The organism is Pectobacterium odoriferum, from assembly GCF_009931295.1.
In the GTDB taxonomy this organism is placed as follows: Bacteria; Pseudomonadota; Gammaproteobacteria; order Enterobacterales; family Enterobacteriaceae; genus Pectobacterium; species Pectobacterium odoriferum.
This window is the reverse complement of the sequence record NZ_CP034938.1, coordinates 486,297-511,224: the sequence shown is the minus strand read 5'-3', so window position 1 is coordinate 511,224 and position 24,928 is coordinate 486,297. Positions and strand designations below refer to the sequence as shown.

The window sequence follows — 24,928 nt, the reverse complement described above, 5'->3', positions numbered from 1 at the left end:
CTCAATACCTTTTAATTAACTACGCGTTGGGGTGTAGCTCGCGATGTATTCTTTGTTGTGATTGCTGTAGAACAGTTGCCCTTGCTGCGCCTTACTGGCCTTTTTCGGCACCAGTAAATCTACACAGGAAAGCGCCTGTTGTGTTTCATCTTGCAGATAAACCCGATACAGAATGCTGTCTTCGCCTTCCCACGCGTTCGCCATCGCATTTAATGGCGCATCAGCTTTACGGTTGCCTTTGGACTGGTAATCGCGTGTGACATACACCTTCGGATTTTCCACCACCGTGGCGTTATCACTCAGTACCTTAACGGGCGAGAGCGTAACCAGATGATTATTCACTAACCCTGCCCAGGCTCGACCATTCATGCCCGGCAGATATTCTCGGGTTTCGTGGGTTTCAACCGCTTTCCCGCTAGCCAGATTTTTGGCTTGCCCACTGACGCGCACATGATCTGCTACACAGCTTTTTAGCATGCTGCTGGCATTCGCTTCTGGAATCAGGCTGAACCCGCTGCTGCGTGGCTTGAGGCTCGCCGCCAGAACGGGTGTGGAGGAATTGACTGGCTGCCCGCCAAAATCAACAAAGCGCTGGCTGTTGGCTGGCTCGGCGGTTTTCTTCATGGCCGGCGCACCTGACGGCGATGGTGGGACTGATGGTGTTACCGCCGCCGTCTGCGTTTCTACTTTACGAGTTGGTTCTGCTTTACGATTTGAAGATGATGTGGCTGGTTTCGGCTTACGGCTTGATGTAGAGGAAGCACTAGCGGTCGACGTAGCCTGCTCAGCCGTGCCATAACGCAGATAAGCAAGATTACTGCCTTCCTGCTCAAGCCTCTGTTTTAACAGAATTTCATTTGCCAGGCCTACAATCTCGACCCGACGATTGGCAGTCCGCCCCGTTACCGTAGTGTTATCGGCCACCGGACGCGCGGAACCCGCCCCCTGGAAGTAAAGTTTCTGCGCACTCAGGCCAGCTTGTTCAAGCACTCGGCCGACATTCTGCGCGCGCTGTTCTGAAAGACGCTGGTTCCATTCTGCACTCCCAGTGGCATCCGTATGCCCCACAACCAGAATGACACCGCTTTGGTCTCCCTCTTTCATCGCTGTAGCAATCTTTTTGACCTGTCGTAATCCGTCCGTAGAAAGCTGCGCACTATTGGTATCGAACATGCCACTATCTTGGACCTGAGCCACCAGCCCTACGGTTGCCGTACCGCTTTTTTCCTGAGATTGCAGAGAACGCGTTGTCATCGCGATATTCTCTTCCCTAGCGATTTTTGCCAGCGCTTCCTCACGGTTCTGCCAAACGTTCCCTAATGCACAACCAGCAGCACCGCCTAACAGCCCTCCCGCCACGGCTTTCTTGGCATCACCAGTCACCAGATAGGTAATGCCGCCACCTAACGCAGCGCCACCAATACAGCCAATCGCCGTACCATAGCTGCGGCCAGCATCATGCAAGGTGGCACAGCTCGTTGTCAGAGTTACAATGGCAGTAAGCAGGCTAATTCTTCTGACTTGATAATGCTTCACTCCATACCCCTCATACTTAACCATCCCGAAACGCGAAAAATCCCGGCAAGCGGAATTTTTATCCCTTAATTAACAAATTCTTATGTCATTTTTTGAGAAAAACCGCCAAGCGCAGTGAAATATCCCACCGTAGAGTTTTCTCAATAATCAGAACGATTAATTAATTCGGCATTATTTTTTCCACACCTAACCGCCACTCAATGTGAACAAAGCAGGCAAGGTACGAAATCAGTTTTTATATTTATCTTATTGAATCAGCGTAAAAAATTAAGAAACTCACGCCTATGGATGTAAATCCGTGAGAGAGTATTTCGTATCGTAACAAAGGTGTCAACAAACTGTTAAAGGGGTACATCCCAACTTAGCTCCTTGAAATACAGGCGCATTTTTCGTCATCTTAAAAAAACATGCTTTTGTTGCCCATCACATTTCACTTACTCATTTTTTCTCAATAACAGTATCTATCCACTAAAAATACGACCCCATTTTTGTTGGGATCCTCTGCACTTCTCTATGCAATTTCATGCAGTAAAATCCCTATCAGCCATATCTTCAGATCCGCTAAAGCTAGAAATAAGAAAAAATTAATCAGTGACGCGACCTGTATTTTTTCTGAAGTTAGCCGACTATTCTGACATCAGTTAGCGAGGTCGTAGTCAGCGAGATGAGATAGACTAACGCTTCATATTTCGACGACATTCACCTTGCAGCGTAGGCAAACTCACATGGTTAAACGCACAGTGTCCGCCAATAAATCGATCGATATGTACGCCGTCTATGTTTTCGTGACGATGGCGGAAGCAGGAAGCATGACGGCAGCCGCCGCGCGGTTAGGCCTGACGCCCTCTGCCATTTCGCAAACGATCCGGTTATTGGAAGAAGATTTCGGCGTCAAATTGGTAAACCGGGCTCGTCGCCCCTTTGTTCTGACGCCCTACGGCATTGCGTTGAAAAACCGCGGAGAGATCCTGACGGAGGAGATCGCAAACCTCAAGGCACAGGTGCTGGAAGCGGGAAAAGGAATCAAACCCGACTTGCGTATCGGCCTGGTAGATTCGTTTGCCATCACCTGCGGTTCGGTGTTTACCAAGAGTTTGATGAAGAGTTCATCGCAGTTGCTGATTCGTACCGGGCTCAGCCCGCAGCAGGGTGAAGCGTTAATGCGCCGCGAGCTGGATTTGATCGTGACCAGCGACCCGTTGATCGACAGCGATAGTGTGGTGCGTCATCAGCTGTTTTCCGAAGGCTATTTCATTATCACGCCACCGGATTACCGCAAACGCATCAAAACGGTTGAGGATATCCGTGAGCTTTCCTCAGCGCTGCCGCTGGTGCGCTTTAACCGGAACTCGCAGATTGGAATGCAGATTGAGCGCTACCTGCGCCGCATCGATGTCCGCGTGCCGAACATGCTCGAATTTGATAATGCGGATACCTTAACGTCGATGGTAGCGGCAGGTATCGGTTGGGCGGTAACCACCCCGCTCAGTTTCCTGCAATCCGTTGCACATTCCCGCGAGGTGCTGACGCATATGCCGGAACCAGTGAATATCAAGCGCTCGCTTTATATTGTCGGGCACCGTGATGAATACAGCGCCTTCTTTGAAGAAGCGTGCGATGTCACACATGACATTATTAAAACCGTATTTATTCCGAAATTGAAAACGCTGAACCGTGGAATAGAAAAACTGGTTGAGATTAACCCGGATAATACGGAATAGCCATTAGGGGTATACCCTAAATAATTCGAGTTGCAGGACAAAACGTTAGCGTTTTGAACAACGCAAAGCGTTGACCCCGAAGGGGTGAGGCCACAAGGCCGAATAACGCGGCAAGAGAGAGAATCCCGATGAGCTTACTCAGGTAAGTGATTCGGGTGACTGACAAACCTGCCATAGGCAGGTTTGAACGCTGCTTGCAGCGGCCCCAACGGGGCGAGGCACACGCAAGTGTGCCGAGTAGCGTAGCCAACGCACATGCAGCTTGAAGTATGACGGGTATAACTATTAACGATTGGGAGACAGAATAATGGAGGAATATATCCACCACTAGCCATTTAACGATGCTAATTCAATGTTCGTCTCCCCGAGAACGCTTTTTAGTCATGATTTTATAAAAATCGTGATGGGTTGGTGTTACCTGAAAATTAAAAAACAGGAAAGACAAACCCTAAAAAATCATAGTCTTAATATTGAAAACGATGCTATGTACATCGAACAAGAAAAAGGAAGAAGATCCATGTCAACGAATATCCGTATTGAAGAAGATCTGTTAGGTACCCGTGAAGTCCCTGCTGATGCCTATTATGGTATCCATACGCTGCGTGCAATTGAGAACTTTTATATCAGCAATAGCACCATCAGCGATATTCCAGAATTTGTCCGCGCTATGGTAATGGTAAAAAAAGCAGCCGCGCTGGCGAATAAAGAACTGCAAACCATCCCACGTAAAATTGCCGACACTATTCTGCAAGCCTGTGATGAAGTACTAAATAACGGCAAATGTCTGGACCAATTCCCTGTCGATGTCTATCAGGGCGGTGCGGGTACGTCAGTCAACATGAACACCAACGAAGTGCTGGCGAATATCGGTCTGGAACTGATGGGTCATCAGAAAGGTGAATACCAATACCTGAACCCGAACGACCACCTGAACAAATGCCAGTCCACCAACGATGCTTACCCGACTGGCTTCCGTATCGCGGTGTACACCTCTATTCTGAAACTGGTCGAAGCGATTACCCAGTTGAGCGATGGCTTTGAGCGCAAAGCGAAAGAGTTCGAAAACATCCTGAAAATGGGCCGTACCCAGTTGCAGGACGCCGTGCCGATGACCCTCGGTCAGGAATTCCACGCGTTCAACGTGCTGCTGAAAGAAGAAAACCGTAACCTGCTGCGCACCGCCGAGCTGCTGCTGGAAGTGAACCTTGGCGCAACCGCCATCGGTACGCGCCTGAACACGCCAGATGAGTACCAGAAGCTGGCCGTTCAACATCTGGCAAAAGTCAGCGGCCTGCCTTGCGTACCGGCTGAAGACCTGATCGAAGCCACCTCCGACTGCGGTGCTTACGTGATGATGCACAGCGCCCTGAAACGCGTTGCGGTAAAACTGTCAAAGATCTGTAACGACCTGCGCCTGCTGTCTTCCGGTCCGCGCACTGGCCTGAACGAAATCAACCTGCCGGAACTGCAGGCAGGCTCATCCATCATGCCAGCCAAAGTGAACCCAGTGGTACCAGAAGTGGTCAATCAGGTGTGCTTCAAAGTCATCGGCAACGATACCTGCGTCACCATGGCGGCAGAAGCGGGTCAATTGCAGCTGAACGTGATGGAACCGGTTATCGGACAAGCGATGTTCGAATCCATCCAGATTCTGTCTAATGCCTGCTACAACTTGCTGGAAAAATGCGTCGACGGCATCACCGCCAACAAAGACGTGTGTGAAGCTTACGTCTTCAATTCCATCGGTATCGTGACCTACCTGAACCCGTTCATCGGCCACCACAACGGTGATATCGTTGGGAAAATCTGTGCCGAAACCGGTAAGAGCGTGCGTGAAGTCGTGCTGGAGCGCGGCCTGCTCACCGAAGAACAACTGGACGACATTTTCTCCATCCAGAACCTGATGCACCCAGCCTATAAAGCCAAACGCTACACCGACGAAAACGAAGCCGTTTAATTCTCGTTTGCTGTCACGCTGGCCCGGGGACAACCTGGGCCTTTGCCGACTCATTATTTATTAGAAAATAATCATCGTTATTTACATCATAAAGTCCGGCACCACAGGTACGATTCCCCTTCCAATAATTTTTCCAATTTAACCCCTTATATTATTTGAATAATTGGGGATTTAGACCAACACTAAATCATCTCCGAAAATAATACGGAATACATCACCCCCAATACGCGGTTTGTTTACCTGACGTTAGACACATTTTTTACAGCCATTCTCACGATATGCAAACAGACAAGCCTTGTGCTTTTTGCCGCGGGCTTATTTTTATCAATTTGGCGGCATTTGGGTAAAAGGATGATTTCACTTGGCATGCCTCGATTAACATACGGCAATACTCGGCTTCTGGCTTATTTCCCCGTAGCACTGCTGCTGTTGCAGTGCTGGTCGTCCACGGCATTTGGGCAAACCATCTCGTTTAATCAGGCCTGGGTCCGCCTGCTGCAAAGCGATGACAGTATTGCCGCCGAACATGCCGGGGTCGATCGCGCGCAGTTCTTGCAGGAATCCGCCAAAGGTCTCTATTGGCCGCAGGTCAACGTGGGCGCAAGCTATACGCGCCTCGATAAACCTGTCGAACTGGACGCACGCGACTTAAACCCGCTGTCGAATCACCGGGACATCTTCGCCGCGCTAAATCAGCTGATTAATATTAGCGGCAATCCCTTCGTCACCCGCTTCACAGAACAAAATGTCGTTACCAGTTCCGTTCAGGTCGTCTGGCCGTTATTTACCGGAGGCCGGATTGATGCTGCACAGTCTATCCGTGCTGCGCAGGTCAATGAGGCTGAGCAGATGCTGATCGTCCGCACGCTGGCGCAGTTTGAGGCGCTGGCACAGACTTACTACGGCGTGGTGATGGCACATCAGGTGATGAAGACGCGTCAGGATATAGAGAAAGGCATGGCGCAGCACTATGACCACGCTCGCAAGCTGGAAGCGCAAGGCCAAATAGCCCGAGTCGAGGTGCTGTCCGCCCAATCTGCTTATGACATGGCGCGTATCGAAACACAAAAGGCGCGGCGCAGTATGGAGACGACCGAAATGGTCTTCGCAAAGCTGATCAAGACCGAAGGCGCAACGCCCTCTTCTTCGCTGTTCGTCAACAAGACGCTCCCCGAACTGCCTGCGTTGGTGAAAAAAACGCTCAACACGCATCCCGGCTTAAAGGTGCTTTCTGCCAAGCGCGATCAGGCTAAAGATCTTATCCGTATTGAACGCGCCAAATACGCCCCTGACGTGTTTCTTTTCGGCAACTATCAACTCTATGAACAGGATACGCTAGCGGCAAGAACCACGCCGGACTGGATGGTGGGCGTCGGCGTTTCTGTGCCGCTCATCAGCCGTGAAGGCCGTTCAGATAATATCGCCGCCGCAAAAAGCGCAGAAATGCAGGTTAACCATCTGGAAGCTGATATGCGGCAAAACCTTGAGATAGTGGTCGAGAGCACGTGGCGAGAAGCCCAACTGGCGCTGGAAGAGTTCAATTCCCTGTCTTCGACAGAAAAGCTGGCCGAGGAGAATGTCCAGCTACGCAACAAGGCGTTTATGCAAGGCATGTCTACCTCGCTGGACGTCGTGGATGCACTAAACCAGCTAGCCGGAGCCAAGACGCAACGCGCCTCCGCCGCCTATCGTTACGTGGTTTCCATCGCCAGATTGATGGCGATTTCCGGCCAGATAAACCGCTTCTCTGACTACCAGACTCAGTACGCCATACAGGTGACGCCATGACACAGTCCTCCTCTTCTTCGCGTTCGAAACGCAAATGGATCCTTCAGGTCGTCCTGTTGATTGTGATTGTCTGGATAGCCTATCGCTTCTGGCTCGCCTATCAGCCCGAACCGATACGGCTACAGGGACAAATCGAAGCGCAGCAGTATTCGGTGTCTTCCAAAGTGCCGGGCCGTATTGCTGATGTACGGGTAGAAAAAGGCCAGCAGCTCGACGTTGGCGATCTCGTCTTTACGCTCTTGACGCCGGAACTGGACGCGAAGCTGGAACAGGCGAAAGCGGGTGAAGCTGCGGCAGGCGCAGTGGCGCTGGAGGCCAAAAAAGGCGCACGTGAGCAGCAGATCGCTGCGGCAAAAGATCAGTGGCAAAAAGCCAAAGCCGGTTCGGAGCTAAGCCATAAGACCTATCTGCGCGTGCAAAATCTCTATCAGGAAGGCGTGTTACCGCTGCAAAAGCGGGATGAAGCCAAAGCCTCATGGGATGCCGCACGCTATACCGAGGGGATGGCGTGGCAGGAATATCAAATGGCGCTGGAGGGCACACGCAAAGAAACACAGGCAGCGGCAGAGGAGAAAGTCCGTATGGCTGCCGGCTCCGTGGCAGAAGTGGAAGCCTATCTGGCAGAGGCGCGCGTCGTCAGCCCGCACACGGGCGAAGTCAGCAATGTGCTGCTGCGCAACGGCGAAATTGCGCCACAGGGCTTTCCCGTGGTTACGCTACTGGACATGAGTGACATCTGGATTCAGTTGGCGGTACGCGAAGATCTCCTTGAGCGCTTTGCGATGGGTACCGAGTTTGAGGCGCGCATTCCAGCGCTGAACAACCAGACATTCCGGTTTAAGGTGTCTTACGTTTCCGTCATGGGGGATTTCGCCACGTGGCGCGCAACAGATACCCGACAAGGATTCGATATGCGGACATTCGAAGTGGAGGCGCGTCCGATTCAACCAATTAGCGGGCTGCGCGTTGGCATGAGCGCACTGGTAGAACTGTGATGATACGCGAATGGAGAGCGCTGTGGCGTGACCGCTGGGGGATGGCTTTAGCGCTCTGGTTGCCGCTTATCACCATGCTGATTGCCTGGTGGACGCTATCCGGCGCGATTGTCCGCGAACTCCCTATCGGCCTGATCGATCTGGATAACAGCACGATGTCGCGCCAGTTTGCCAGAGAGCTACATGCTTCACCCTTTTTCAACCTGAACCATCAATTCTCGACAGTCGCGGAAGGCGCAACGTCATTGCGCGGCGGCGAGATCTACGCGCTGGTGGTGATCCCACGTCATTTTGAGCGTGATATCCGTCTGGGAACATCACCCACTCTCACTGCCTGGAATAACGGGCAGTTTGTGCTGATTGCCAAAGTCATTAACAGCTCACTAGCGTTGGTAGCGGGGACGTTCAACGGGCAGATCGCCGTGGTGCAGGCGCTGGCTCAGGGAGCAGCCATTCCCGAGGCCAAAGGGCTGGCAGTGCCGATTGGTGGACAGATTACCGCGCTGTTTAATCAAAACTCCAACTACGCCCAGTTCTTGCTGAACGCGATTATCCCCTCGATCTGGTCGATTCTGCTTGCGCTATACGGCCTGAATACGCTGGTTCGAGAGGATCGACGCGGAACACGCTGGGAACCGGAGAACCGCGCCGCCATCGGATCTAAATTCCTGACGCACTGGCTGATCGGCTGGGCATGGGGTGGCGTCTGGAGCTATGCGCTGTATAGCCTGCTTAATTACCCGCTCAACGGTTCAGCGCTGCTGCTATTTGTCTCGATCGGCGTGACCGCTGGCGCCTGCGTCGCGCTGGGCATGGCCTTCTATGCGCTGATCCGCGATCCGGCACGCGCCGTTTCCATCGTCGGGGCGTTAATGGCCCCCGGACTGGCGTTCATGGGCATCACCTTTCCGGCCGCGGCAATGGAGACCTTCGCCACGTTCTGGCGACAGCTGCTGCCCGTCGCCCACTACGGTGATATCGCGATTGCCATCACCAGCTACGGTGCCGGACTCATTCAGATCGCACCTGCGCTGGCGGCGCTCGCCCTATTCTGGCTGCTGCTACCGCTCACGCTGTGGTGCTATCGGCCAGGTGACAAGGAGGCAGCATGCTGACCTTCGCTAAACTCATCCGGTTTGAGTTGCGCAGTTTACTACGCGATCCGACGATCTTACTCACCCTGTTCGGTGGGATTCTGCTCTATTCCTTTCTCTATCCGCGCCCTTACCTCGCCCAGACGCCACGTGAACTGCCGGTGGTGCTGGTTGATGAAGATGGCACCCAGCTCTCGCGTCGTCTGGCGTTTATGGCCGATTCCACACCGGAAGTACATCTGGTAGCACAGCGCAATACGCTGGATGAAGCAAAAACGCTGCTTCTGCATGGCGAGGCAAAAGGGATCCTCTATATTCCACGCCACTTCTACCGCGATATCATGCAAGGGAAAAGCGTCACGGTCAGCTACTCGGCAGATGCCAGCTACTTCCTGATCTACGGCGCGATCGCGCAGTCTCTGGCGACAGCCGGCAGCACCGCGGGTGCACAGGTTAAAATCGCACGGCTGCTTGCTCAGGGAAAAGGCATCCCCGCCGCCAGCTCACAGTGGCAGGCAGCCTCGCTGAATGTTGTGCCGGTATTTAATCCCACCATGGGCTATGTCGATTACGTGGTTCCCGGTGTTTTCATGCTGATACTGCACCAGATTTTGCTAATGGGATGCGGCCTGCTCGGGGCCGGACAAAATCAGCGCACGCGATCTGGCGAGGTTCGCTACTGGCAATACGCGACACCGTGGCGTTTGCTGCTGGCCCGCACGCTGGTCGTTGGCGGTGCCTACCTGCTCTCACTGCTCTACATGCTCGGTTTTTGTCTTGATGCCTACGGCATTGCACGCGAAGCCAGCATGAGCCAACTACTGCTGTTTGCGCTGCCCTTTCTGCTCTCAACGCTGTGGCTCGGCGTAGTACTAGGAGCGGCTTTTACACGTAAAGATCTTCCCAGTCAGGCAGTGCTGCTGTCTTCTATCCCTATCGTCTTTCTTTCTGGCTTCATCTGGCCCGTTGAAATGATTCCCGCGCCTCTGAACTGGCTTGCGCAGTGGGTGCCCGCCGTCTTCACGATTCAGGGAATATTGCGCCTTAATCAGATGGGCGCTGACTTTGCCCAGATCGGCGCATTTTGGTGGCATTTGTGGATGTTGGCTGCACTGTACGGTCTGCTGGCGTGGGGGATGTTAGGGTATCGACAGCGGCAATACCGCCGAGAAAATCAGGCTGCATGTCGATGGTTGGGAAATTAAGGTCCCGGCAGACATGCCGGGACAAGAGGCTTACGGTTTTGCCGACCACACAAAAGGGGCCGAATTACGCAGCGAAACGTTAACCGTTTCGCTGTGATTCATGCCTTTATATTCATGTACCTCTGCTGACGTCCCTGCACTAATGACATCTTCCGCAAAGTGACGCTGCATCTTTGTAGGTACGTTAATGTCACTGGTCCCAATCCCGATGAAGACAGGTTGATTAATCTTGAGTGTGTTATAGCGCAAACTCGCGGTTTGGCTGTCCAGCAATCCCTGGATCGCAGGCTTCAGGCTATTCTTCGCATTCAGCCCCTCGGCCATCACCTTTTGCGTCAGCTCACCAATACACATCTTACGCGCGTCAGCGACAATGGCCGCCGCTTTCGGTGTGAAATAATCATCAACCTTAAGCTCTTTATTTACATCGGCCGCCGAGAGATAGATATACATCACATAAGGTATTTTTGGATCGCCGCCCTCTCCACTTTCCCCAGCAAAAAGATCTGCCGCAGAGGTCTTGTCATCAAAATAGGGCGTACCGGTCAATACTGTCGATACGATATGCAAGTTCGGCGCATAATCCGGTTGGTAGCCCGCTGTCGCAAAGGCCGCGTGCGCCCCCTGTGACTGGCCGACAAGCGTTAACTGATTACGCAACGGGAATGTACCCAGCGATGCTTTTACGCTATCCAACACACTCCATGCCTCGCCTCGTGAATTGAGGTAGTGATGCAGCCCGGCAGACCCAAGCCCCGCGTAGTCCGGTGCCACAATGGCAAACCCCAACGACAACCAGGTATTTAAATACTGCGCATCCCGCGCTGAACGTGGATTGAGAGACGGTGCGCAGGCAGCCGCCACACCTATCGTTCCATGCGTCCAGACCACGACTGGCCAACCACCTTCAGGTGTCTCACCTTTAGGGATGAAAACAGCGCCGGTGTCGTCCCGTGGACTTTTACCATCCACACCACTTCGAGAGTGATACTGGATCCGATACTGCTCAGCGGCCTCCAATAAGCCATACTCCTCACCCAACTGCACTTTTTTTACTAGCGTGCCTGGTGCCTTCGTATCTGCGGAAGAAAACGGGGCCACCACACAGGCTGATATAATGAGACTTAACGCTAAAGGATAGGGCTTTATTTTAGGCAAATGAAACATGACATCTCTCCAGAGTTATTTAATTCAGTATCACTCTAAAAGATAGTCCAATTATGGATTTACGGACGTGATAATTTTATTTTTTATCAATAAATTCAATAGCTAACTGATTATTAGGCAGAATAAGTTAACACCATAATCATCTTTATGTTGGCGTGACCGACATCAAGCTAATAGTCGAATGTTAGTAACGTGAACCTATACGCTTTTGATACAGCGAACCATGCGAATAGTAATGTGCGGCTCCCTAAGCACGTCATGTAACACGTGTTCGGAAGCCACTAAAGAGAAGGGAGTTTATTCGTCGAAGAACCAATAGCCCTGATTAACTAGCCCGGTTAGTTCAGCCACAAAAGCCGGATTCTTCAGCGCTTCCCCTAGCTCTTTTTTACCGAGAACGGTATAACGACACAGCGCATCCGCCGCTTTCGGATCGACCGTGTCCAGCGGTTCGCTGTTAATGAAGTAGCTACCGCCTACTTCCAGAACGCGCAGCCCACTCAGACGCGTCAACATACCGCCGTCCGTCAACGCGCCCACAATCTCATCCTGCTCGTAAGGCGGTTCCGCCGGAGCGATATCCAGCTCGTGGCGCGGCGTCGTCACAAAACGACCGAACCACGCTTTCAGTGCTTCCGGCTGATTAATTACGTCGATCATCATCTCGCGCAGACGGTCAAACTCATACGCTTCAACCCGGCCAGGATGCTCCCAACAGGTCAAGTCAGGATCGCTATAGTGCTCACCGCCGAGGTCGTTCTCCAGCACGTAGTCAGCGAAGCTGCTGATTAAGTCTCTGCCGTTCGGCCCACGGAACCCTACCGAGTAGTTGAGCGCGGTTTCATGAGTGAAGCCGTCGTGCGGGAAGCCTGGCGGAATATAGAGAATGTCGCCCGGCTCAAGATCTTCATCAATAATCGGTGGGAAGGGATCGACATGCAGCAGTGCTGGATGCGGGCAGAACTGACGCATCGGCAGCTTGTCACCCACGCGCCAACGACGACTGCCCATCCCCTGAATGATGAAGACATCATACTGATCGATATGCGGACCCACGCCGCCGCCCGGTACGGAAAAGGAGATCATCAGGTCGTCCAAACGCCAGTCTGGCAACACGCGGAACGGACTCACGAGTTCAGCAGACGGCGCATGCCAGTGGTTCACCGCCTGAGCCAGCAGCGACCAACCGGTTTCACCCAAATTATCAAAATGCTCAAACGGCCCGTTGCTGGCCTGCCACTGACCATTTTTATGGCTGACCAAACGACTATCGACTTCCGGTTCCATCGCCAGACCCGCCAGCTCATCCGGCGTAATTGGATCGACAAAATTCGGGAAAGCGTTCTTCAATACAACAGGTTGTTTTTGCCAGTATTTTTCTAAGAATTCGGGCCAATTAAGGTTGAGTTGGTAAGCCATGCGTCCACACCAGTGAGAAGAGAAACGGGCCTGATTATAAGGAAGATGGTGCCAGCACGACTTTGTCATTGGTCAATGGGTGGATAACTATCATGCAGCCTACATATTTTTCTTGATTAGATAGTGCCTTAACATGCCTTCCTCAGGAAAATCCGGTAAAGACATTTGCAACTGGTAACCTTGTTTTTCATAGAAAGGAAGTGCTTGAAAACTAAACGTATCTACAAGCGCATGACGGCACCCAAGACGCATTGCCTCCTGTTCCGCTCCCTTCACTAGCGCGCTGCCGAGCTTCAGACCTCTGGATTCCTCACCCACCCATAAATAATCAATGCACAGCCATAGTCCCTTACGCGTGGCAATCAGCCCGCCGGTCATGGTTCCAGCACTATTGCGGTGAAAAATACCGATTTGCCCAAAAGAGGCCGGATTAATAAACTGGCAGTTGTAGCTCCGAAGACCCGCAAAAAGTTCTTCCCGATCGCTATCGATAATGTCATGCGTCACGATTAATTCCACTCGTCTTCCCCCAGTTCCTGTTTATTAAAAATCATAAGGTTGCATGAACAACGCGCCGCTGAAAATGTGGTTTCAGGGATTCCCGAGTTTCGACACGTTGCCCAACGCAGGCACTGCGTTTCAGCATAAGCACAATCCGCATTTTGGTATATGATTCTTTTTCATGGCGATTGTTCTGATTCGTGTGGTTAAGGGAAGGTTGGATTCCTTGGTGCTGCTTGGTGCAGTTTTGAGGAAAAAGATCGGGAATCAGGTAGTTTGAACGCCGCTACGAGCGTGACGATGAAGGCCACGTTGAACTTTACTTCAAGCCCAACATTGCCGTGGGCTTACTATACACAGCCAGAGCGCTGCTTCCATGCCGTAGGAGACTGGCCGTAGCTGCAACGTTTATCGTTGTGGTGATTTCACTTCATAGGCGGCTTAAACAGCGCTTATCCACGTAAGTTCGCGTTATCACGCAGCTTCTATTTTACTCGTCTCAATGATTTGCGTCTGCGCGTGTGAACGTGCTGGCTGCGCGTTGCTATGCCGTCAGGCATCTGCTACGCGCCTGCCGGCAACGTCTGCACCGGCGTCACTTTTTCCGTGTCAACGGATGAAAGTGACGCCGAAGACCCTATCAGCCCCTGAGACATGCACCTCAACCGCCGCGTCATGAATCTGACACACCCGTTTGTGCCGGACTGATCGCTTTTTTTTTACAGGAGATTGAACCGATACCGAGGCAGGCCTAACCGCCTGAGAGGAAATCCTGCAACCGCAGGCGGCCGCACCGAGTGCCTAGCCGACACCTCCCAAGACCTCAACTGCTGTTCGCTCTGGCGCACAGGTATCGTTCAAGGCAGGTCAATTGCGATTGTTTCTGCCCTTTCCCATGCGCCAGAGAAAAGCATCCAGTTAAATTATGAGAGGTAAGTTGCATGAGTAAATTAAGTCGTGAAAATCAGGTGGGGGAAGCCGTGCTCCCTGAGTAAATGGGGGAAAGGTGGGAGATGCCTTGCTAATGTTTTACTCTGCCGATACACGCCAAATATAACTTTTGAGTTATTATAACTCATGAGTTATATTTCCCCTTAATAAGGGGCTTGACATGTATGAATTGATTTTTCACCCCGAAGCTGCAAGCGAAATTTATGACCTCGAACCGGTCATGCAAGCAAAAGCGCTTAAAGGACTTGAAAAGCTTGAAGCTAAAGGGCCCGAGCTAAGATATCCAGACACGGACATCATCGAAGGTGGGTTGTTTGAGCTACGGGTTGGTAGAAAAGACATCAGCAGAACGTTTTTTGCTTACGCAAAAGGACGTAAGATCTATATTTTAAGGACATTCGTAAAGAAAACCCCTAAGACCCCGAAAGCTGAAATAGCGCTGGCAAAGTCAAGATGGGAGGAATTGAAAGATGGCAGTTAAAGGTATCAGCTTCTCTGAAGTTAAAGCGAAAGCGATTTCTAATCATGAAGTTAAAAAAGCGTATGAGGACGAAACTCAAGAAGAAGCGCTTCGCGCTGTTCTGATCGAAATGAAGTCCAAGTCAGGTCTGACAAGTACAGAGATCGCCGCTCGCATGGGGGTAAGCCAACCTGCGGTGAGCCGCCTTGAAAGAAATGTTTCCAGTGCGAGTATCTCAACCTTACAACGGTATGCCGCTGCTTGCGGAATGCAGCTTAAGCTGTCACTGGGTTAAGATTAACGCTGTATTTATAAGCAGGATTTTGCACTGGCTTGTCGGCTAGCATCGGTGCTACAGGTTCCGGCTTGCTACTTCTATACGGTGGAAAACGATCTGGTGGAAATGATACTTGGGTATGATGAACAGCAGGAAAAATCATCTACATAAGAACAATGAGCGCCAGCCCCTCCCAAAAAAGGGGCTAGCGCGGCGCTTAATGCATAGGATTTCGATACAGGATACGGCCCTGTATTTCTATTGATTATGCTTGCTTCAGTCTGGTGATGAATGCCTGCATATCAGCGTGATTCACAACACGCCCTGCATCAACATCAGCAAGTCCCTGTAAGACTCTCTGATGACGCCGTCCTGCCTCTTCAATCAAAGAAGTAAGCGCCACCGTTGATTTTTTTGTTTTTTTCATCGTTAACTCACTAATGAATCAGATCTTTTTAAACTCATATGGCACCACATACTCTTCCCGATTGGCATCCAGATAATCCGCCCACCAGTGCGCTACAGGCCATCGTGCGAAAGCCGTGTCCGCAAACTTCAGTGGTGGTGTCATAGCCCATGGTTCGTAATGCGTTGTTGACGGTGTTTTCACTCATCGGTTTGGTTGGCCGACGATCGCCGGGGAAGATCAGTTCATGAGCGCCACTGATGACCTTAATCTCTTCCAGCAACGCTAAAGCCTGTCGGGATAACGGCACCAGATGTTCAGAGCGCATCTTTGCGCCGCGCTGTGAGTGCTTCACGCCAGGAATGGCTTCACGTTCAGCCGGTATCGTCCACATGGCACGTTTAAAATCGATTTCCGGCACGTAGCTCGCTGGAGCGGATAAAAACGCACAGCGTGAGTTTTAAGGCCAGTCTGGTTAGCGCCCGCCCTTTGTGGCGTTCAATCCTTGCCAGAAAATCCGGTAGCTTGTTCAGCTTCAGGGCTGGCCGATGGGTAGCTTTTGGTGCGGCTATCGCCCCGGAGAGGTCTTGCGCGGGGTTGCGCTCTATCAGATCGTTTTGCACCGCATAACGCATAATATCGGTGACGCGCTGGCGCAGCCGTGACGCCAAATCAAGATGACCGTTCTGTTCGACGACTTTCAGCGGCTCCAGCAGGTCTTTAGTTTTTAGGTCAGCAATATGGCGATGCCCGATAGCAGGCAGGAGATTTCGTTCCATATCACGCCATACCCGTCCGGCGTGCGTTTCTGACCATCTGTTTTGGCTAATGTTTCGGTGCCAGTCCTGCGCGACCTTCGCAAAAGTATTCAACGCCTCTTGCGCCTGCTCTTTTTCTTCTTCACGCTTTTCCGTTGGGTGGATGCCCTCCAACAACAGCAACCGTATCTCATCACGCTTCTCTCTGGCCTTCGCCAGCGAGATCAGCGGATAGGCACCGAACGCAATCCGGCTTTCCTTACCTTCAAAGCGGTACTTGAGATACCAGCGCTTAGAGCCGTTAGGACTCACCAAAAGATACAGGCCGTGCGCGTCAGCGAGCTTATAGGCTTTTTCGCGAGGCTTGGCAGTACGGGCAACAACGTCGGTCAGCGCCATAATTTGGGGGGCAACTCATAATCGAAGTGAATTGACCCTCACCTTGCCCCCCAAATAATCTGGATGTCAATGGACGAAGAAAGACCACTGTGGATAAAACAGACAAAAACGCAGAGAGGGAAATTAAATTAAAATCTTTATTTTACAGATAGATATGGACGTTACTGGACGATTTTGGACATAAAAAAAGCCACCATAAGGTGACTTAATTTTCATACAATGGTGAAGGCCGGACTCGAATTTAAAACCTAATAGACTGATATAAATGTAGTTTATAAGCAGGAATAAATAGTTATACCCGCACTTGTACCCACAAGTTAAAATCCGTATAAAAATAGACATCACGAGTGGGTATAAAGCCATACCAGTAGAACACCGATATGGCTATCAAAGCAAGATTCAGGCAGGTAGGAAAGTTTTCTTCAGAGGCACCAAAAGTTTGGTCTCGATATCGACTTGCTCGTAGTTCTCAATAAGCGCACGGACGAGATCATCAAGCGTCCAGAGCGTCAGTGGTATCGTCGAACGATCGGCCTCATAGCGAGCATCTTTTGTAAAACCACCGGTACTGACATAAAGCCCGCGATCGTCTTTATGGCGACCGCCGATAAAGCTGCGTATCTGTTGGCTTCCCATCTGTTCTCTACGATGTTTTACCTCAACGACAATACGTGGATTCTCAAATCCAAATCCATCAGGTGAAGCAATGATATCCTTCCCACGATCTGGACCCACAGGAGACACCTGTGTTTTATATCCCATGCTGCGTAAAACACCTGCAACCAGATACTCCATCTCCTTCGGCTCGAGCCCATTAACTCGATCTTTAATACCTTCACGCGCCAGCGACTCCACATCGCGAAGCGGATCAGAAACGACCTCATCTTCATCTGTCGCTGTTGGATTATGAGTAATAGCGTCTACAGTGGGTTTCTTATCCTGCAAAAGCTCCTCTAGAGCATATTCTGGAAGCTGGAAGACCGTCAGCGTAGAACCCAATGTGTTTTTGGTAGCAACAGACAGTCGATCGCGGTCGATTTCTTGAGTATTCCATTTAACCTGCCGAGCGATACCCATCCCCTCTTCCACCCATTCAGGATGATATTGGAAGTCTGAAGTAACTTTGCCTAACAAATAAGTACGGTTGGCTGGCGAATAGGTAATAACCCAATCACCCTTTTGGATCTCATTCACAAAACGCCAGACCTGCGATGCACCAGAACGCGCAGTTCCCAGCTTTGTTAAGGGATCTGCCTCCTGGTATAAGGCAAGTAACTGGGCTCGGGACAGGCCAGGTTTAACTAATGGGGCTAGTAGAGACCAACCGATGCCTACAATTTGCTTATCGCGAAAATCGTCATAGAGCTTGCCGCCGTCACCGCGAATCATCCACATTCTGTTGCCCATACTCGTCCCTTCATGAGGAAAGAAATTATGCTGAATCATAAGCTTGTTAGGCGTAGGCGTCAAAACTCTCCAAAATTACTTCACTAACATTCCTGGGTAGTGTTTAGCGATAATATCGTTCATCTTCTCGACCAAATCCAGGCGCTTAAAAGTCAAGTGCGCAGTACCCTTCTGAAAGTAGCGAACGCGGAATAACTCATCCTCATAAACATCCTTATCCGGGTTATCTCGAATATGCGCCATCAACCGAGTAGTTATATCGCTACGGTTGTCAGGTATTGATTTACCACTCAGTAAAAACAGCATTCGCTCCAAGTCAGCCAACTGATCCCTACGCCAACCCCAGTTAAGGCCAAAGCCCCAGCGGTTGTGAGTTACCAAATTATTAATGATTATCTTCTTACCAAAGCTGCAGGGACTATTGGTTTTGTAATCCCACGACAGTCCTTTGAAGACGTTAATGATCCCGCGCTCAAAGACTTCCATTTTGTTCAGATGTAACTGTTCAAAAGTACTGAGAATATTCGCCTCACTGATAGCAGGAAGATCGCCCTCCTCCAAGTTCTTGTGCCACTGGTCTCGAGCCTGCGCATCCATCAAGGCCATCATGCCGGACTTCAGCATCAAATCGCGCCAGATACAGCTGTCAATATTGCGGGTGATGGCAGGCATCGCTTTATCAGCCTTCTCAGTCAGCCAACTATCGTAGCGGTGTCCTGACTTCATAGCCCAGTCTTGCGCCGTACCACCACCAATTTCTGAGGTTAGCCTTGAAATGGCATCAAGCTGCTGGATGAGCAGTTCAATCTGCAGCAGTGCTGCATCGCGGCCAGAAACTACTCGTTCGATATTGGTCGAAAGGATGAGTTCATTGTGTTCCGTTAACACGTCAGGTTCTGTTTGCATCGTTTATCTTCCATAAAAGCAAACACGCCTGCCGGGAGTGGCAGGCGCATTATGCGATGAATAAAAAAGGTGGAAAATTCAGAGGTAAAAATCAGGAATGAGGCTCGAAGAATTCAAGTATTTATTAATCCAGTAGCTCGCCTGGCTCTAAGAATGTCGGTGGCGGTCAAGAACGGTGTCTGCTCCTGCCAGGTGAACCCCTTACGGTCAGTGCGCACCAGTTCATAACGCTCCACGAGGAAATTAACCGCATCGGCAAGCGTTATTCCCGCCTCGATATGTTCCAGAATGGCCGCATCGTCGTGGAATGGCGTATCGTTAAGTGTCAGGCCGTAATGGTGCTCAAGCAGATACGTTAACAGTTGCTGCCAGACCTGTACGGGCGACAGGCGTGACGAAACCGGCACCGTGGCCGGTACAGTTGAAATGTGCATGTGTAGAATCCTGAGAAAAAAGAAGAGAGAAGGTGTTACGGGGTTGGATAAATAGAAATGTAAACGTAACCGCAGCTTCCACGGGGATCAGCTATACAGGTTAAACTCGCAAGTTGAATGTTCACCTGACGTTGCTGATGTGGATTTAGTTCGCCAGCACGCAGCATATCTTCCAGTTGTTCTACAAACAGCGGGAAATCTTGGTCCAATTTCTGTAGTTGCTCTGGGGTAAAACACCCCGTCAATCCAGCCCTGTCAGCCAGGTAATGCAGACGCTTGCCCTCCTGTACCAGCCTTGCGCCAAAGCGGGGGGTAATATCACTTTGCAGTCCCCATTGGGGAGAATCAGATAACGACATAACAGTTTCCTTTTGTTGATATTTTGCCGGACCTACAGCCAACCACGCTCTGCAAATGACATCACGTCATCCCCTACCACGAGGTGATCCAGCACACGCACTTCGACCAAGGCCAGTGCATTCACTACCCGCTTTGTGATGTGCCGATCTGCCTGGCTGGGCTCCGTTTCGCCGGATGGATGATTGTGGGCCAGAATGACCGCAGCGGCGTTATGGCGTAGAGCCGCTTTGACCACTTCGCGGGGATGTACCTCCGTATGGCTGAGCGTGCCGGTAAACAGCGTTTCACGCTCCAGCAAACGAAGCTGGTTATCGAGGTACAGGACGATAAAAAATTCCCGCTCAAGGCCCGCCATTTGCAGCTGCAGCCAGGTTTTAGTGAAGCTGGTTGAGGTAAACGACTCTCCCGGCAGGCGCTGATATTTCTCCAGCAGACGCAGGGCTCGACGGATAATGCGTTGTTCGTTAACCGGAAAAACGGGAGATAATGCAATTTCGGACATCACAGTTCCTTAAAACAAAAAGCCTCGCCGGTTTATTGGCAAGGCCTGAGGGAAGGGATAATAAAAAGGTTCATGAAGCAAGCTGCAGCATATTCTCGGCCATCACCCAGAGGGCGCGATTAAGCTTCACATCACCGTCGATACCTTTTACAGCACGGGTTTGGGCACGTTTGCCTTTAGTCGTTCGTCCAGACAGACCGCCTTTAATCAGGTTTTCCTGAATACGCTGGTAAGTGGTCCACAGGTCGTTGCTCTCATCCTGCCAGCGGCGCGGGGAAAGGATTTGCGATTCCGTCACCGGCTGATGCTCTTCTCCAAAGCGATAGGTTAATGCCCCTTTCGCCATTGCCTGCTGAGCAGGTGGCGGCAACAAAAGCGACTGCATGGCATCGCGTTTCTCTTCGACGCGGTCAAATATCCCCAATACTTCGTATGCCCCTTCGATTACTTTCTCTACTACGTTGCCTTTATGTGGAACACGTACCTCCCCAAAGCTTTCGCCACAGACAAGGCCATTCTGACAAACAAAGCGAAACAGGCCCGGCAGCATCTGGTATGAACTTGAGCCGTCGTGGCTGTTCAGCAGAATAATTTCCGGTACCTGCTTGCCTGTAATTTGTCCCTCACGGCGCAGGCGAAGCATGTGTTTGGTGTGTTCACGTTTGCTTTGATCGCGCACGCGGGTTTGACAGGCAAAGAAAGGCTGAAAACCCTCACGCTGCAGATTCTCCAGCAAGGTAATGGTGGGGATGTATGTGTAGCGGTCTGAACGTGACGCATGTTTATCTTCCCCGAACACGCTGGGGACAACCTGCATCATCTCCTCACGAGTTAACGGACGGTCGCGGCGTATCTGGTTGATTTGCCCAAAACGGCTGGCTAATTTCATTAAAAAATTCCTTATAAAAAAAACAAAAGGCCATGCCCTTACGGGTCATGACCTTTTCGTTTTCTGGCGTAGTTATATCAAAGAGTTAATGATAGTGCTGATACCGAAATCACTTGCTCAGTAAATGAGTGAAACAACAGATACGATGGCATCATTCAGGTTTAAATGTGAACGTACCTTTGTTTGTCTCCACAACCAGTTCAAGTAATTGACATTTCGTAAAATTTTCATCCGTTGTCACATTAAACTTAAGCGTATCACCAAATTTCAGTGGAATATTAAAGCGGTCACCATTCCCGTTCGGGCGAAGAGTGCAATTACCGCGATTCATAACTGCATTTTTTACAATGATATTATTACCAACACTGGTCAATGTAATACGCCAGTTCGGGAACTGGTTAACAAGATAGAAATGCTCTGTTGAAACTTTAATGACAGGCTGATCACTCACATCTTCATCTGGCGTATCATTCGTCGTATCCCCGGTATGTGACACCTGTTTCTCCATGCCGGTAATGCCGCTCGTTAATAATCCGTTCGCTACTTTAATGGTGCCCGGCTTACAGGCGATATTTTTGGTTTCATTACCCAGTAAATTTATCTCCGTATAGCCTGCCGATTTAACCCCCTTATGTTCGGTATAAGATACGGCAATAGCCCCTTCAATCTCTTCTCCGGTACCACGGAGGTTGAAAAACTGATCGTGAAAAACAGGCCGGGAGCCAACGGTTTGAACTGCTTCTCCCGATGGCACATCTAACTTAATGACTGCTCCTTCACTTTCTACATCTCCTGGATTTGTAAATCCGATATAGACAGTCTGAGCACTGTGTGAAAGCGTCATGACACTGTTATCAGCCAGCGTACATTTCAGATCAAAATCAGCGGCAGCACAGGCAGTGGTAAACAGAGTAGACAGGGTAAAAACTACTGTAGGTAGGGTTTTCACAGGGAAATTCCTTGTTTGATTAAAAGCCATCTTGTTCAACAACATCGTCATTCTGAAGGTCATAACTGATTACATTGACGACACGACAGGCCCGAGAGGAATATCAGCTTTGCGATGGCCGAATTAAGACTCTCCCCGTTATACGGTGAGGCTGGCAATGAATAGCCACCTCATTACTGATTTCCGCTCAAACCTGGTAGCGGACATGTATGTCTCCTCATAAAGGTGAGTCAAAATGCGTATCTGGTGACCAGACACATCAGTCAAATTTAATTATTTACAGATAAAACAGTAAGTTGCACTTACCTCGTTAAATCTTATATCCCTTCGGATTGAAGGTATAATGAGATAATCAGATCGTATCGATCGACAAAATCGATCATTGATAAACAAACTTGTAAGTAAGAAGAGGGACTAGCGAAGAAAAATGTCACAGGAAGGCATTAGAAGAACCAGTGCCAGAGTGTTGAAGCAGCGCTGGTCAGACTTTCACGGATAGCGTGGAGTCGGTCCTTTAGTGCTTCTGGTAATGGCACCGCGTCAATAATGCGGCTAAATAACTCCCCCACCAGTTCACCAAAGTCCTGTCGAACCACCTGCTCGGCTTCAGATGTACGATGAATTTCTTTAATCTGGCAGAACACACCGCTGCTGGCTGATGCTGGCAGGGCACTGACAAGGGTTTCGACCAGAAGGGGCAGGTTATAACCGGTGCTGGCGGAAACGGGATGCACCGGATGAGGGGGGCGAAATTGTTGTGATACTGCATTGCACCTGACGGCAAGAGTCAGTAATTGCTCAGCCGAGGGAGTGGCTGTTTCACGACACCACTCCAAAGAGGGTTCAGCCTTATCGGCCTGATTGATTACAAACACAATGCAGTCTGGAGAGACGCCGCATTCCAGCAGAAACTGATAAAACGCTTCGTCAGTGGAGCAGGCCCGATCATCGGCTTTCATTACCCAGAGAATAAGGTTGAGGTCCGGTAATATCGACTGATAGAGCGTACGATATTCTTTGTCATACGCGATGCTTTCCCCAGCCCCTGGTAAATCAATCAATGTCATCTTCCGCTCTCCAACTTCAAATTTGAAATGGAGAGCCTCGCGCGTGCAGCCAGTACTATTGCTGACCGTGCTCAGTGGGTGCTGAAAAAGGGCATTAACCAGACTGGATTTACCAGTACCCGTTTTGCCCATAATGCCAATGACAGGTTCATAATCGATAACGTGCTGCAAACGATCGATAAAAGCTTGAGTAATATAATCTGGGATTACAGAGAAATGTTGTTTCATGGTATTAAAACCATTCCTAATATTTTTTGGCATAAAGCCTCCGCATGGGAATGTAAAGGATCAGACATCAGAATCTGATATAACCACACAGATATTAAAGGGCTATAAATAAATATATTTTAACAAAAAAACCTCATCATTTAAAAAAGATAATAAACATCTCATCTGGCCCATTTAAAATGAAGCCAGATTCTTTAAGAGTTATCAAATAAAAACCCACCCAATAACACCTGTTCCTATTGCGTTTTTTTCTGGCGAAGGTTTTTTATTTTTTTAATCCTAGTTTCGTTCATAGGTCTAATGTCAACGCGGTTTTTAATTTGGTCAATGAAACCACCAACAATCAGCGGTCCTTTACGGGAAATAAAGCCAGAGGGGAATTTTAATGTGTTAGAACTCACAGGTATAAAGTACGCACCGGTATTATCCCTGGTTGTAACCTCATTTACTTTACATAGACCTTGCCCTCCATAAAACTCGGTCACCTCAGCATATTTCATGTATTTTATTTTTCTGAAGTCATATTTTCCATCATATTTATCCCATAACTTACGATCGACACGTATAAGCTTCCACTCTGCCAGAAACTCACCATCAAGAGTTACATTCCCACCGATGAAATCATGATAGTTACACTTTATATATTTTATTATTATAATCGAGAAGGAATCCACATTTGATCTAATCGCCGAAGCGTCAGGTAAATTCCGGTAATCAAGAATAATTTGATCAAGAATACCCTCACGAATCATTTTCAATCGCTTTCTTTTTTCAGAGATGATTTTCTCTTCCCCAGACGCTTCTCGCATATACTCCTTTACTAAATCCAGGGAACTGAAAGATATATCCCCTTTAGTTATATAATCTGTCCCACCTAAAAATTTTGGATAGAACATTGCTGATGGTTTGGATATTTCACTGGCACATTTGTCATCAGCATCATTGTTTATACGTTGCCTTTCACGACTCACAAGAGTGTATAGATAATTTGAGCCTGAATTTTTCCCACCATACAGACTAATTTGTTCTTCTAAAAATAACCGGGTGCTTTCATCCGCATAGTACATCGTTAACTTATTCGGACTTGCCATTGTGAATCCCTCCTTATGAACCCTTCAAGAGATGAATAGATTTGGACTTATGGTAACAAACTATCGCCATTTTACAGCAACGTTCCTGTACCTTACATGTGGACAATTAATAACCACTCAATCCTAAAGTGACCTACTTTTACACCGAGCTAACTGGCATAATGGAACGAACATATGGTAGGTCACTTTTCTCCCGATGACCATTCATCAAGCAACTAAGGATACTTAAAAACCATTCAACTTGTCTGTACGCTGGAACACGCTCATGGTTTCTTCTAATCAGTAAAAAAAAACTGGCATACCTATTATGCGTAAGACAGATCACCCACACCCTTCCGGATTAGCCATAAGAAATGATGGAGTTAGGCATGAACAAGTTGTGAACCCAGTTCAGGCGAGGATGTGACTGTAGTAGCCCCCATTTAAACCGGACACTTCATCAATAAGACATAGGCATAGAC

22 protein-coding genes and 1 pseudogene are annotated in these 24,928 nt (G+C 49.7%); 8 read left to right on the top strand and 15 right to left on the bottom strand.

Annotated features, from left to right (window positions below):
* Window positions 1–15: 15 nt before the first annotated feature.
* Window positions 16–1,536, bottom strand: coding sequence for an OmpA family protein (locus EO763_RS02295; protein ID WP_161527957.1), 1,521 nt, complete (start codon window positions 1,534–1,536; stop codon window positions 16–18).
* Between the two features lie 725 nt (window positions 1,537–2,261).
* Between EO763_RS02295 and EO763_RS02290 the strand changes: the two genes are divergently transcribed.
* The 6 genes from EO763_RS02290 to EO763_RS02265 all read left to right on the top strand — a co-directional run bounded on the left by EO763_RS02290 (window position 2,262) and on the right by EO763_RS02265 (window position 10,296).
* A complete protein-coding gene (locus EO763_RS02290) occupies window positions 2,262–3,257 on the top strand; it encodes a LysR family transcriptional regulator (protein ID WP_039491652.1) in 996 nt (331 codons plus the stop codon).
* Between the two features lie 517 nt (window positions 3,258–3,774).
* Complete coding sequence (aspA, locus tag EO763_RS02285; protein ID WP_103161878.1) at window positions 3,775–5,214, top strand: aspartate ammonia-lyase; 1,440 nt, start codon at window positions 3,775–3,777, stop codon at window positions 5,212–5,214.
* Between the two features lie 366 nt (window positions 5,215–5,580).
* A complete protein-coding gene (locus EO763_RS02280; RefSeq protein ID WP_039491657.1) occupies window positions 5,581–7,002 on the top strand; it encodes a TolC family protein in 1,422 nt (473 codons plus the stop codon).
* On the top strand, window positions 6,999–7,997 hold the full coding sequence (locus EO763_RS02275; protein ID WP_161527956.1) for an HlyD family secretion protein: 999 nt from the start codon (window positions 6,999–7,001) through the stop codon (window positions 7,995–7,997). The genes EO763_RS02280 and EO763_RS02275 overlap by 4 nt, the downstream gene beginning before the upstream one ends.
* Entirely contained in the window at window positions 7,997–9,112 is a 1,116-nt protein-coding gene (locus tag EO763_RS02270; protein ID WP_161530324.1) for an ABC transporter permease, read from the top strand. Before EO763_RS02275 ends, EO763_RS02270 begins: the two co-directional genes overlap by 1 nt.
* Window positions 9,106–10,296 carry an ABC transporter permease gene (locus tag EO763_RS02265; protein WP_161527955.1) on the top strand — a complete coding sequence of 397 codons (1,191 nt, stop codon included), beginning with the start codon at window positions 9,106–9,108 and terminating at the stop codon, window positions 10,294–10,296. Before EO763_RS02270 ends, EO763_RS02265 begins: the two co-directional genes overlap by 7 nt.
* 30 nt (window positions 10,297–10,326) lie before the next feature.
* Here EO763_RS02265 and EO763_RS02260 read toward each other — a convergent pair whose 3' ends face one another.
* From EO763_RS02260 to EO763_RS02250, 3 genes are all read right to left on the bottom strand, one after another.
* Complete coding sequence (locus EO763_RS02260) at window positions 10,327–11,463, bottom strand: alpha/beta hydrolase (RefSeq protein ID WP_167521833.1); 1,137 nt, start codon at window positions 11,461–11,463, stop codon at window positions 10,327–10,329.
* A gap of 297 nt (window positions 11,464–11,760) precedes the next feature.
* Window positions 11,761–12,882 carry a ribosomal protein uL16 3-hydroxylase gene (locus EO763_RS02255; protein WP_161527954.1) on the bottom strand — a complete coding sequence of 374 codons (1,122 nt, stop codon included), beginning with the start codon at window positions 12,880–12,882 and terminating at the stop codon, window positions 11,761–11,763.
* A 99-nt stretch (window positions 12,883–12,981) separates the two neighbouring features.
* The gene (locus EO763_RS02250; protein ID WP_161527953.1) at window positions 12,982–13,401 is read right to left on the bottom strand and encodes a GNAT family N-acetyltransferase; all 420 of its coding nucleotides are present in this window, start codon (window positions 13,399–13,401) and stop codon (window positions 12,982–12,984) included.
* Window positions 13,402–14,494: 1,093 nt separating this feature from the next.
* Here EO763_RS02250 and EO763_RS02245 point away from each other — a divergent pair.
* Together EO763_RS02245 and EO763_RS02240 are read left to right on the top strand one after the other, a co-directional pair.
* A complete protein-coding gene (locus tag EO763_RS02245) occupies window positions 14,495–14,815 on the top strand; it encodes a type II toxin-antitoxin system RelE/ParE family toxin (RefSeq protein ID WP_005971241.1) in 321 nt (106 codons plus the stop codon).
* Window positions 14,805–15,089 (top strand): helix-turn-helix domain-containing protein, encoded by a 285-nt coding sequence (locus EO763_RS02240; protein WP_161527952.1) that lies wholly within the window; start codon window positions 14,805–14,807, stop codon window positions 15,087–15,089. The genes EO763_RS02245 and EO763_RS02240 overlap by 11 nt, the downstream gene beginning before the upstream one ends.
* Before the next feature lie 247 nt (window positions 15,090–15,336).
* Here EO763_RS02240 and EO763_RS02235 read toward each other — a convergent pair whose 3' ends face one another.
* From EO763_RS02235 to EO763_RS02185, 11 genes and pseudogenes are all read right to left on the bottom strand, one after another.
* Window positions 15,337–15,498 carry a CopG family transcriptional regulator gene (locus tag EO763_RS02235; RefSeq protein WP_161527951.1) on the bottom strand — a complete coding sequence of 54 codons (162 nt, stop codon included), beginning with the start codon at window positions 15,496–15,498 and terminating at the stop codon, window positions 15,337–15,339.
* Between the two features lie 18 nt (window positions 15,499–15,516).
* Window positions 15,517–16,634: pseudogene (locus EO763_RS02230) on the bottom strand (tyrosine-type recombinase/integrase).
* 399 nt (window positions 16,635–17,033) lie between these two features.
* A complete protein-coding gene (locus EO763_RS02225; protein ID WP_161527950.1) occupies window positions 17,034–18,041 on the bottom strand; it encodes a restriction endonuclease in 1,008 nt (335 codons plus the stop codon).
* Between the two features lie 75 nt (window positions 18,042–18,116).
* Window positions 18,117–18,947, bottom strand: a complete 831-nt coding sequence (locus EO763_RS02220; RefSeq protein ID WP_161527949.1) for a DUF4942 domain-containing protein — start codon at window positions 18,945–18,947, stop codon at window positions 18,117–18,119.
* A gap of 113 nt (window positions 18,948–19,060) precedes the next feature.
* Window positions 19,061–19,381 carry a TA system toxin CbtA family protein gene (locus EO763_RS02215; RefSeq protein ID WP_161527948.1) on the bottom strand — a complete coding sequence of 107 codons (321 nt, stop codon included), beginning with the start codon at window positions 19,379–19,381 and terminating at the stop codon, window positions 19,061–19,063.
* 35 nt (window positions 19,382–19,416) lie between these two features.
* The gene (locus tag EO763_RS02210) at window positions 19,417–19,740 is read right to left on the bottom strand and encodes a type IV toxin-antitoxin system YeeU family antitoxin (protein ID WP_161527947.1); all 324 of its coding nucleotides are present in this window, start codon (window positions 19,738–19,740) and stop codon (window positions 19,417–19,419) included.
* Between the two features lie 32 nt (window positions 19,741–19,772).
* Window positions 19,773–20,243 carry a RadC family protein gene (gene radC / locus EO763_RS02205; protein ID WP_161527946.1) on the bottom strand — a complete coding sequence of 157 codons (471 nt, stop codon included), beginning with the start codon at window positions 20,241–20,243 and terminating at the stop codon, window positions 19,773–19,775.
* A gap of 70 nt (window positions 20,244–20,313) precedes the next feature.
* Entirely contained in the window at window positions 20,314–21,132 is an 819-nt protein-coding gene (locus tag EO763_RS02200; RefSeq protein WP_161527945.1) for a DUF932 domain-containing protein, read from the bottom strand.
* Between the two features lie 151 nt (window positions 21,133–21,283).
* A complete protein-coding gene (locus EO763_RS02195; protein ID WP_161527944.1) occupies window positions 21,284–22,081 on the bottom strand; it encodes a hypothetical protein in 798 nt (265 codons plus the stop codon).
* A 443-nt stretch (window positions 22,082–22,524) separates the two neighbouring features.
* Window positions 22,525–23,409, bottom strand: a complete 885-nt coding sequence (locus tag EO763_RS02190) for a GTPase family protein (protein ID WP_161527943.1) — start codon at window positions 23,407–23,409, stop codon at window positions 22,525–22,527.
* Between the two features lie 203 nt (window positions 23,410–23,612).
* The gene (locus tag EO763_RS02185; RefSeq protein WP_161527942.1) at window positions 23,613–24,467 is read right to left on the bottom strand and encodes a hypothetical protein; all 855 of its coding nucleotides are present in this window, start codon (window positions 24,465–24,467) and stop codon (window positions 23,613–23,615) included.
* Window positions 24,468–24,928: the final 461 nt, after the last annotated feature.

What these genes read in the sequence shown, in the direction of transcription:
- EO763_RS02245 (WP_005971241.1), top strand. Translation starts at nt 14,495, where the DNA reads ATGTATGAATTGATTTTTCACCCCGAAGCTGCAAGCGAAATTTATGAC.
- EO763_RS02190 (WP_161527943.1), bottom strand. Translation starts at nt 23,409, where the DNA reads ATGCCAAAAAATATTAGGAATGGTTTTAATACCATGAAACAACATTTC.
- EO763_RS02240 (WP_161527952.1), top strand. Translation starts at nt 14,805, where the DNA reads ATGGCAGTTAAAGGTATCAGCTTCTCTGAAGTTAAAGCGAAAGCGATT.
- EO763_RS02290 (WP_039491652.1), top strand. Translation starts at nt 2,262, where the DNA reads ATGGTTAAACGCACAGTGTCCGCCAATAAATCGATCGATATGTACGCC.
- EO763_RS02215 (WP_161527948.1), bottom strand. Translation starts at nt 19,381, where the DNA reads ATGCACATTTCAACTGTACCGGCCACGGTGCCGGTTTCGTCACGCCTG.
- EO763_RS02270 (WP_161530324.1), top strand. Translation starts at nt 7,997, where the DNA reads ATGATACGCGAATGGAGAGCGCTGTGGCGTGACCGCTGGGGGATGGCT.
- EO763_RS02280 (WP_039491657.1), top strand. Translation starts at nt 5,581, where the DNA reads ATGCCTCGATTAACATACGGCAATACTCGGCTTCTGGCTTATTTCCCC.
- EO763_RS02200 (WP_161527945.1), bottom strand. Translation starts at nt 21,132, where the DNA reads ATGAAATTAGCCAGCCGTTTTGGGCAAATCAACCAGATACGCCGCGAC.
- EO763_RS02225 (WP_161527950.1), bottom strand. Translation starts at nt 18,041, where the DNA reads ATGGGCAACAGAATGTGGATGATTCGCGGTGACGGCGGCAAGCTCTAT.
- EO763_RS02255 (WP_161527954.1), bottom strand. Translation starts at nt 12,882, where the DNA reads ATGGCTTACCAACTCAACCTTAATTGGCCCGAATTCTTAGAAAAATAC.
- EO763_RS02210 (WP_161527947.1), bottom strand. Translation starts at nt 19,740, where the DNA reads ATGTCGTTATCTGATTCTCCCCAATGGGGACTGCAAAGTGATATTACC.
- EO763_RS02185 (WP_161527942.1), bottom strand. Translation starts at nt 24,467, where the DNA reads ATGGCAAGTCCGAATAAGTTAACGATGTACTATGCGGATGAAAGCACC.
- EO763_RS02235 (WP_161527951.1), bottom strand. Translation starts at nt 15,498, where the DNA reads ATGAAAAAAACAAAAAAATCAACGGTGGCGCTTACTTCTTTGATTGAA.
- EO763_RS02265 (WP_161527955.1), top strand. Translation starts at nt 9,106, where the DNA reads ATGCTGACCTTCGCTAAACTCATCCGGTTTGAGTTGCGCAGTTTACTA.
- EO763_RS02275 (WP_161527956.1), top strand. Translation starts at nt 6,999, where the DNA reads ATGACACAGTCCTCCTCTTCTTCGCGTTCGAAACGCAAATGGATCCTT.
- aspA (WP_103161878.1), top strand. Translation starts at nt 3,775, where the DNA reads ATGTCAACGAATATCCGTATTGAAGAAGATCTGTTAGGTACCCGTGAA.
- radC (WP_161527946.1), bottom strand. Translation starts at nt 20,243, where the DNA reads ATGTCCGAAATTGCATTATCTCCCGTTTTTCCGGTTAACGAACAACGC.
- EO763_RS02220 (WP_161527949.1), bottom strand. Translation starts at nt 18,947, where the DNA reads ATGCAAACAGAACCTGACGTGTTAACGGAACACAATGAACTCATCCTT.
- EO763_RS02260 (WP_167521833.1), bottom strand. Translation starts at nt 11,463, where the DNA reads ATGTTTCATTTGCCTAAAATAAAGCCCTATCCTTTAGCGTTAAGTCTC.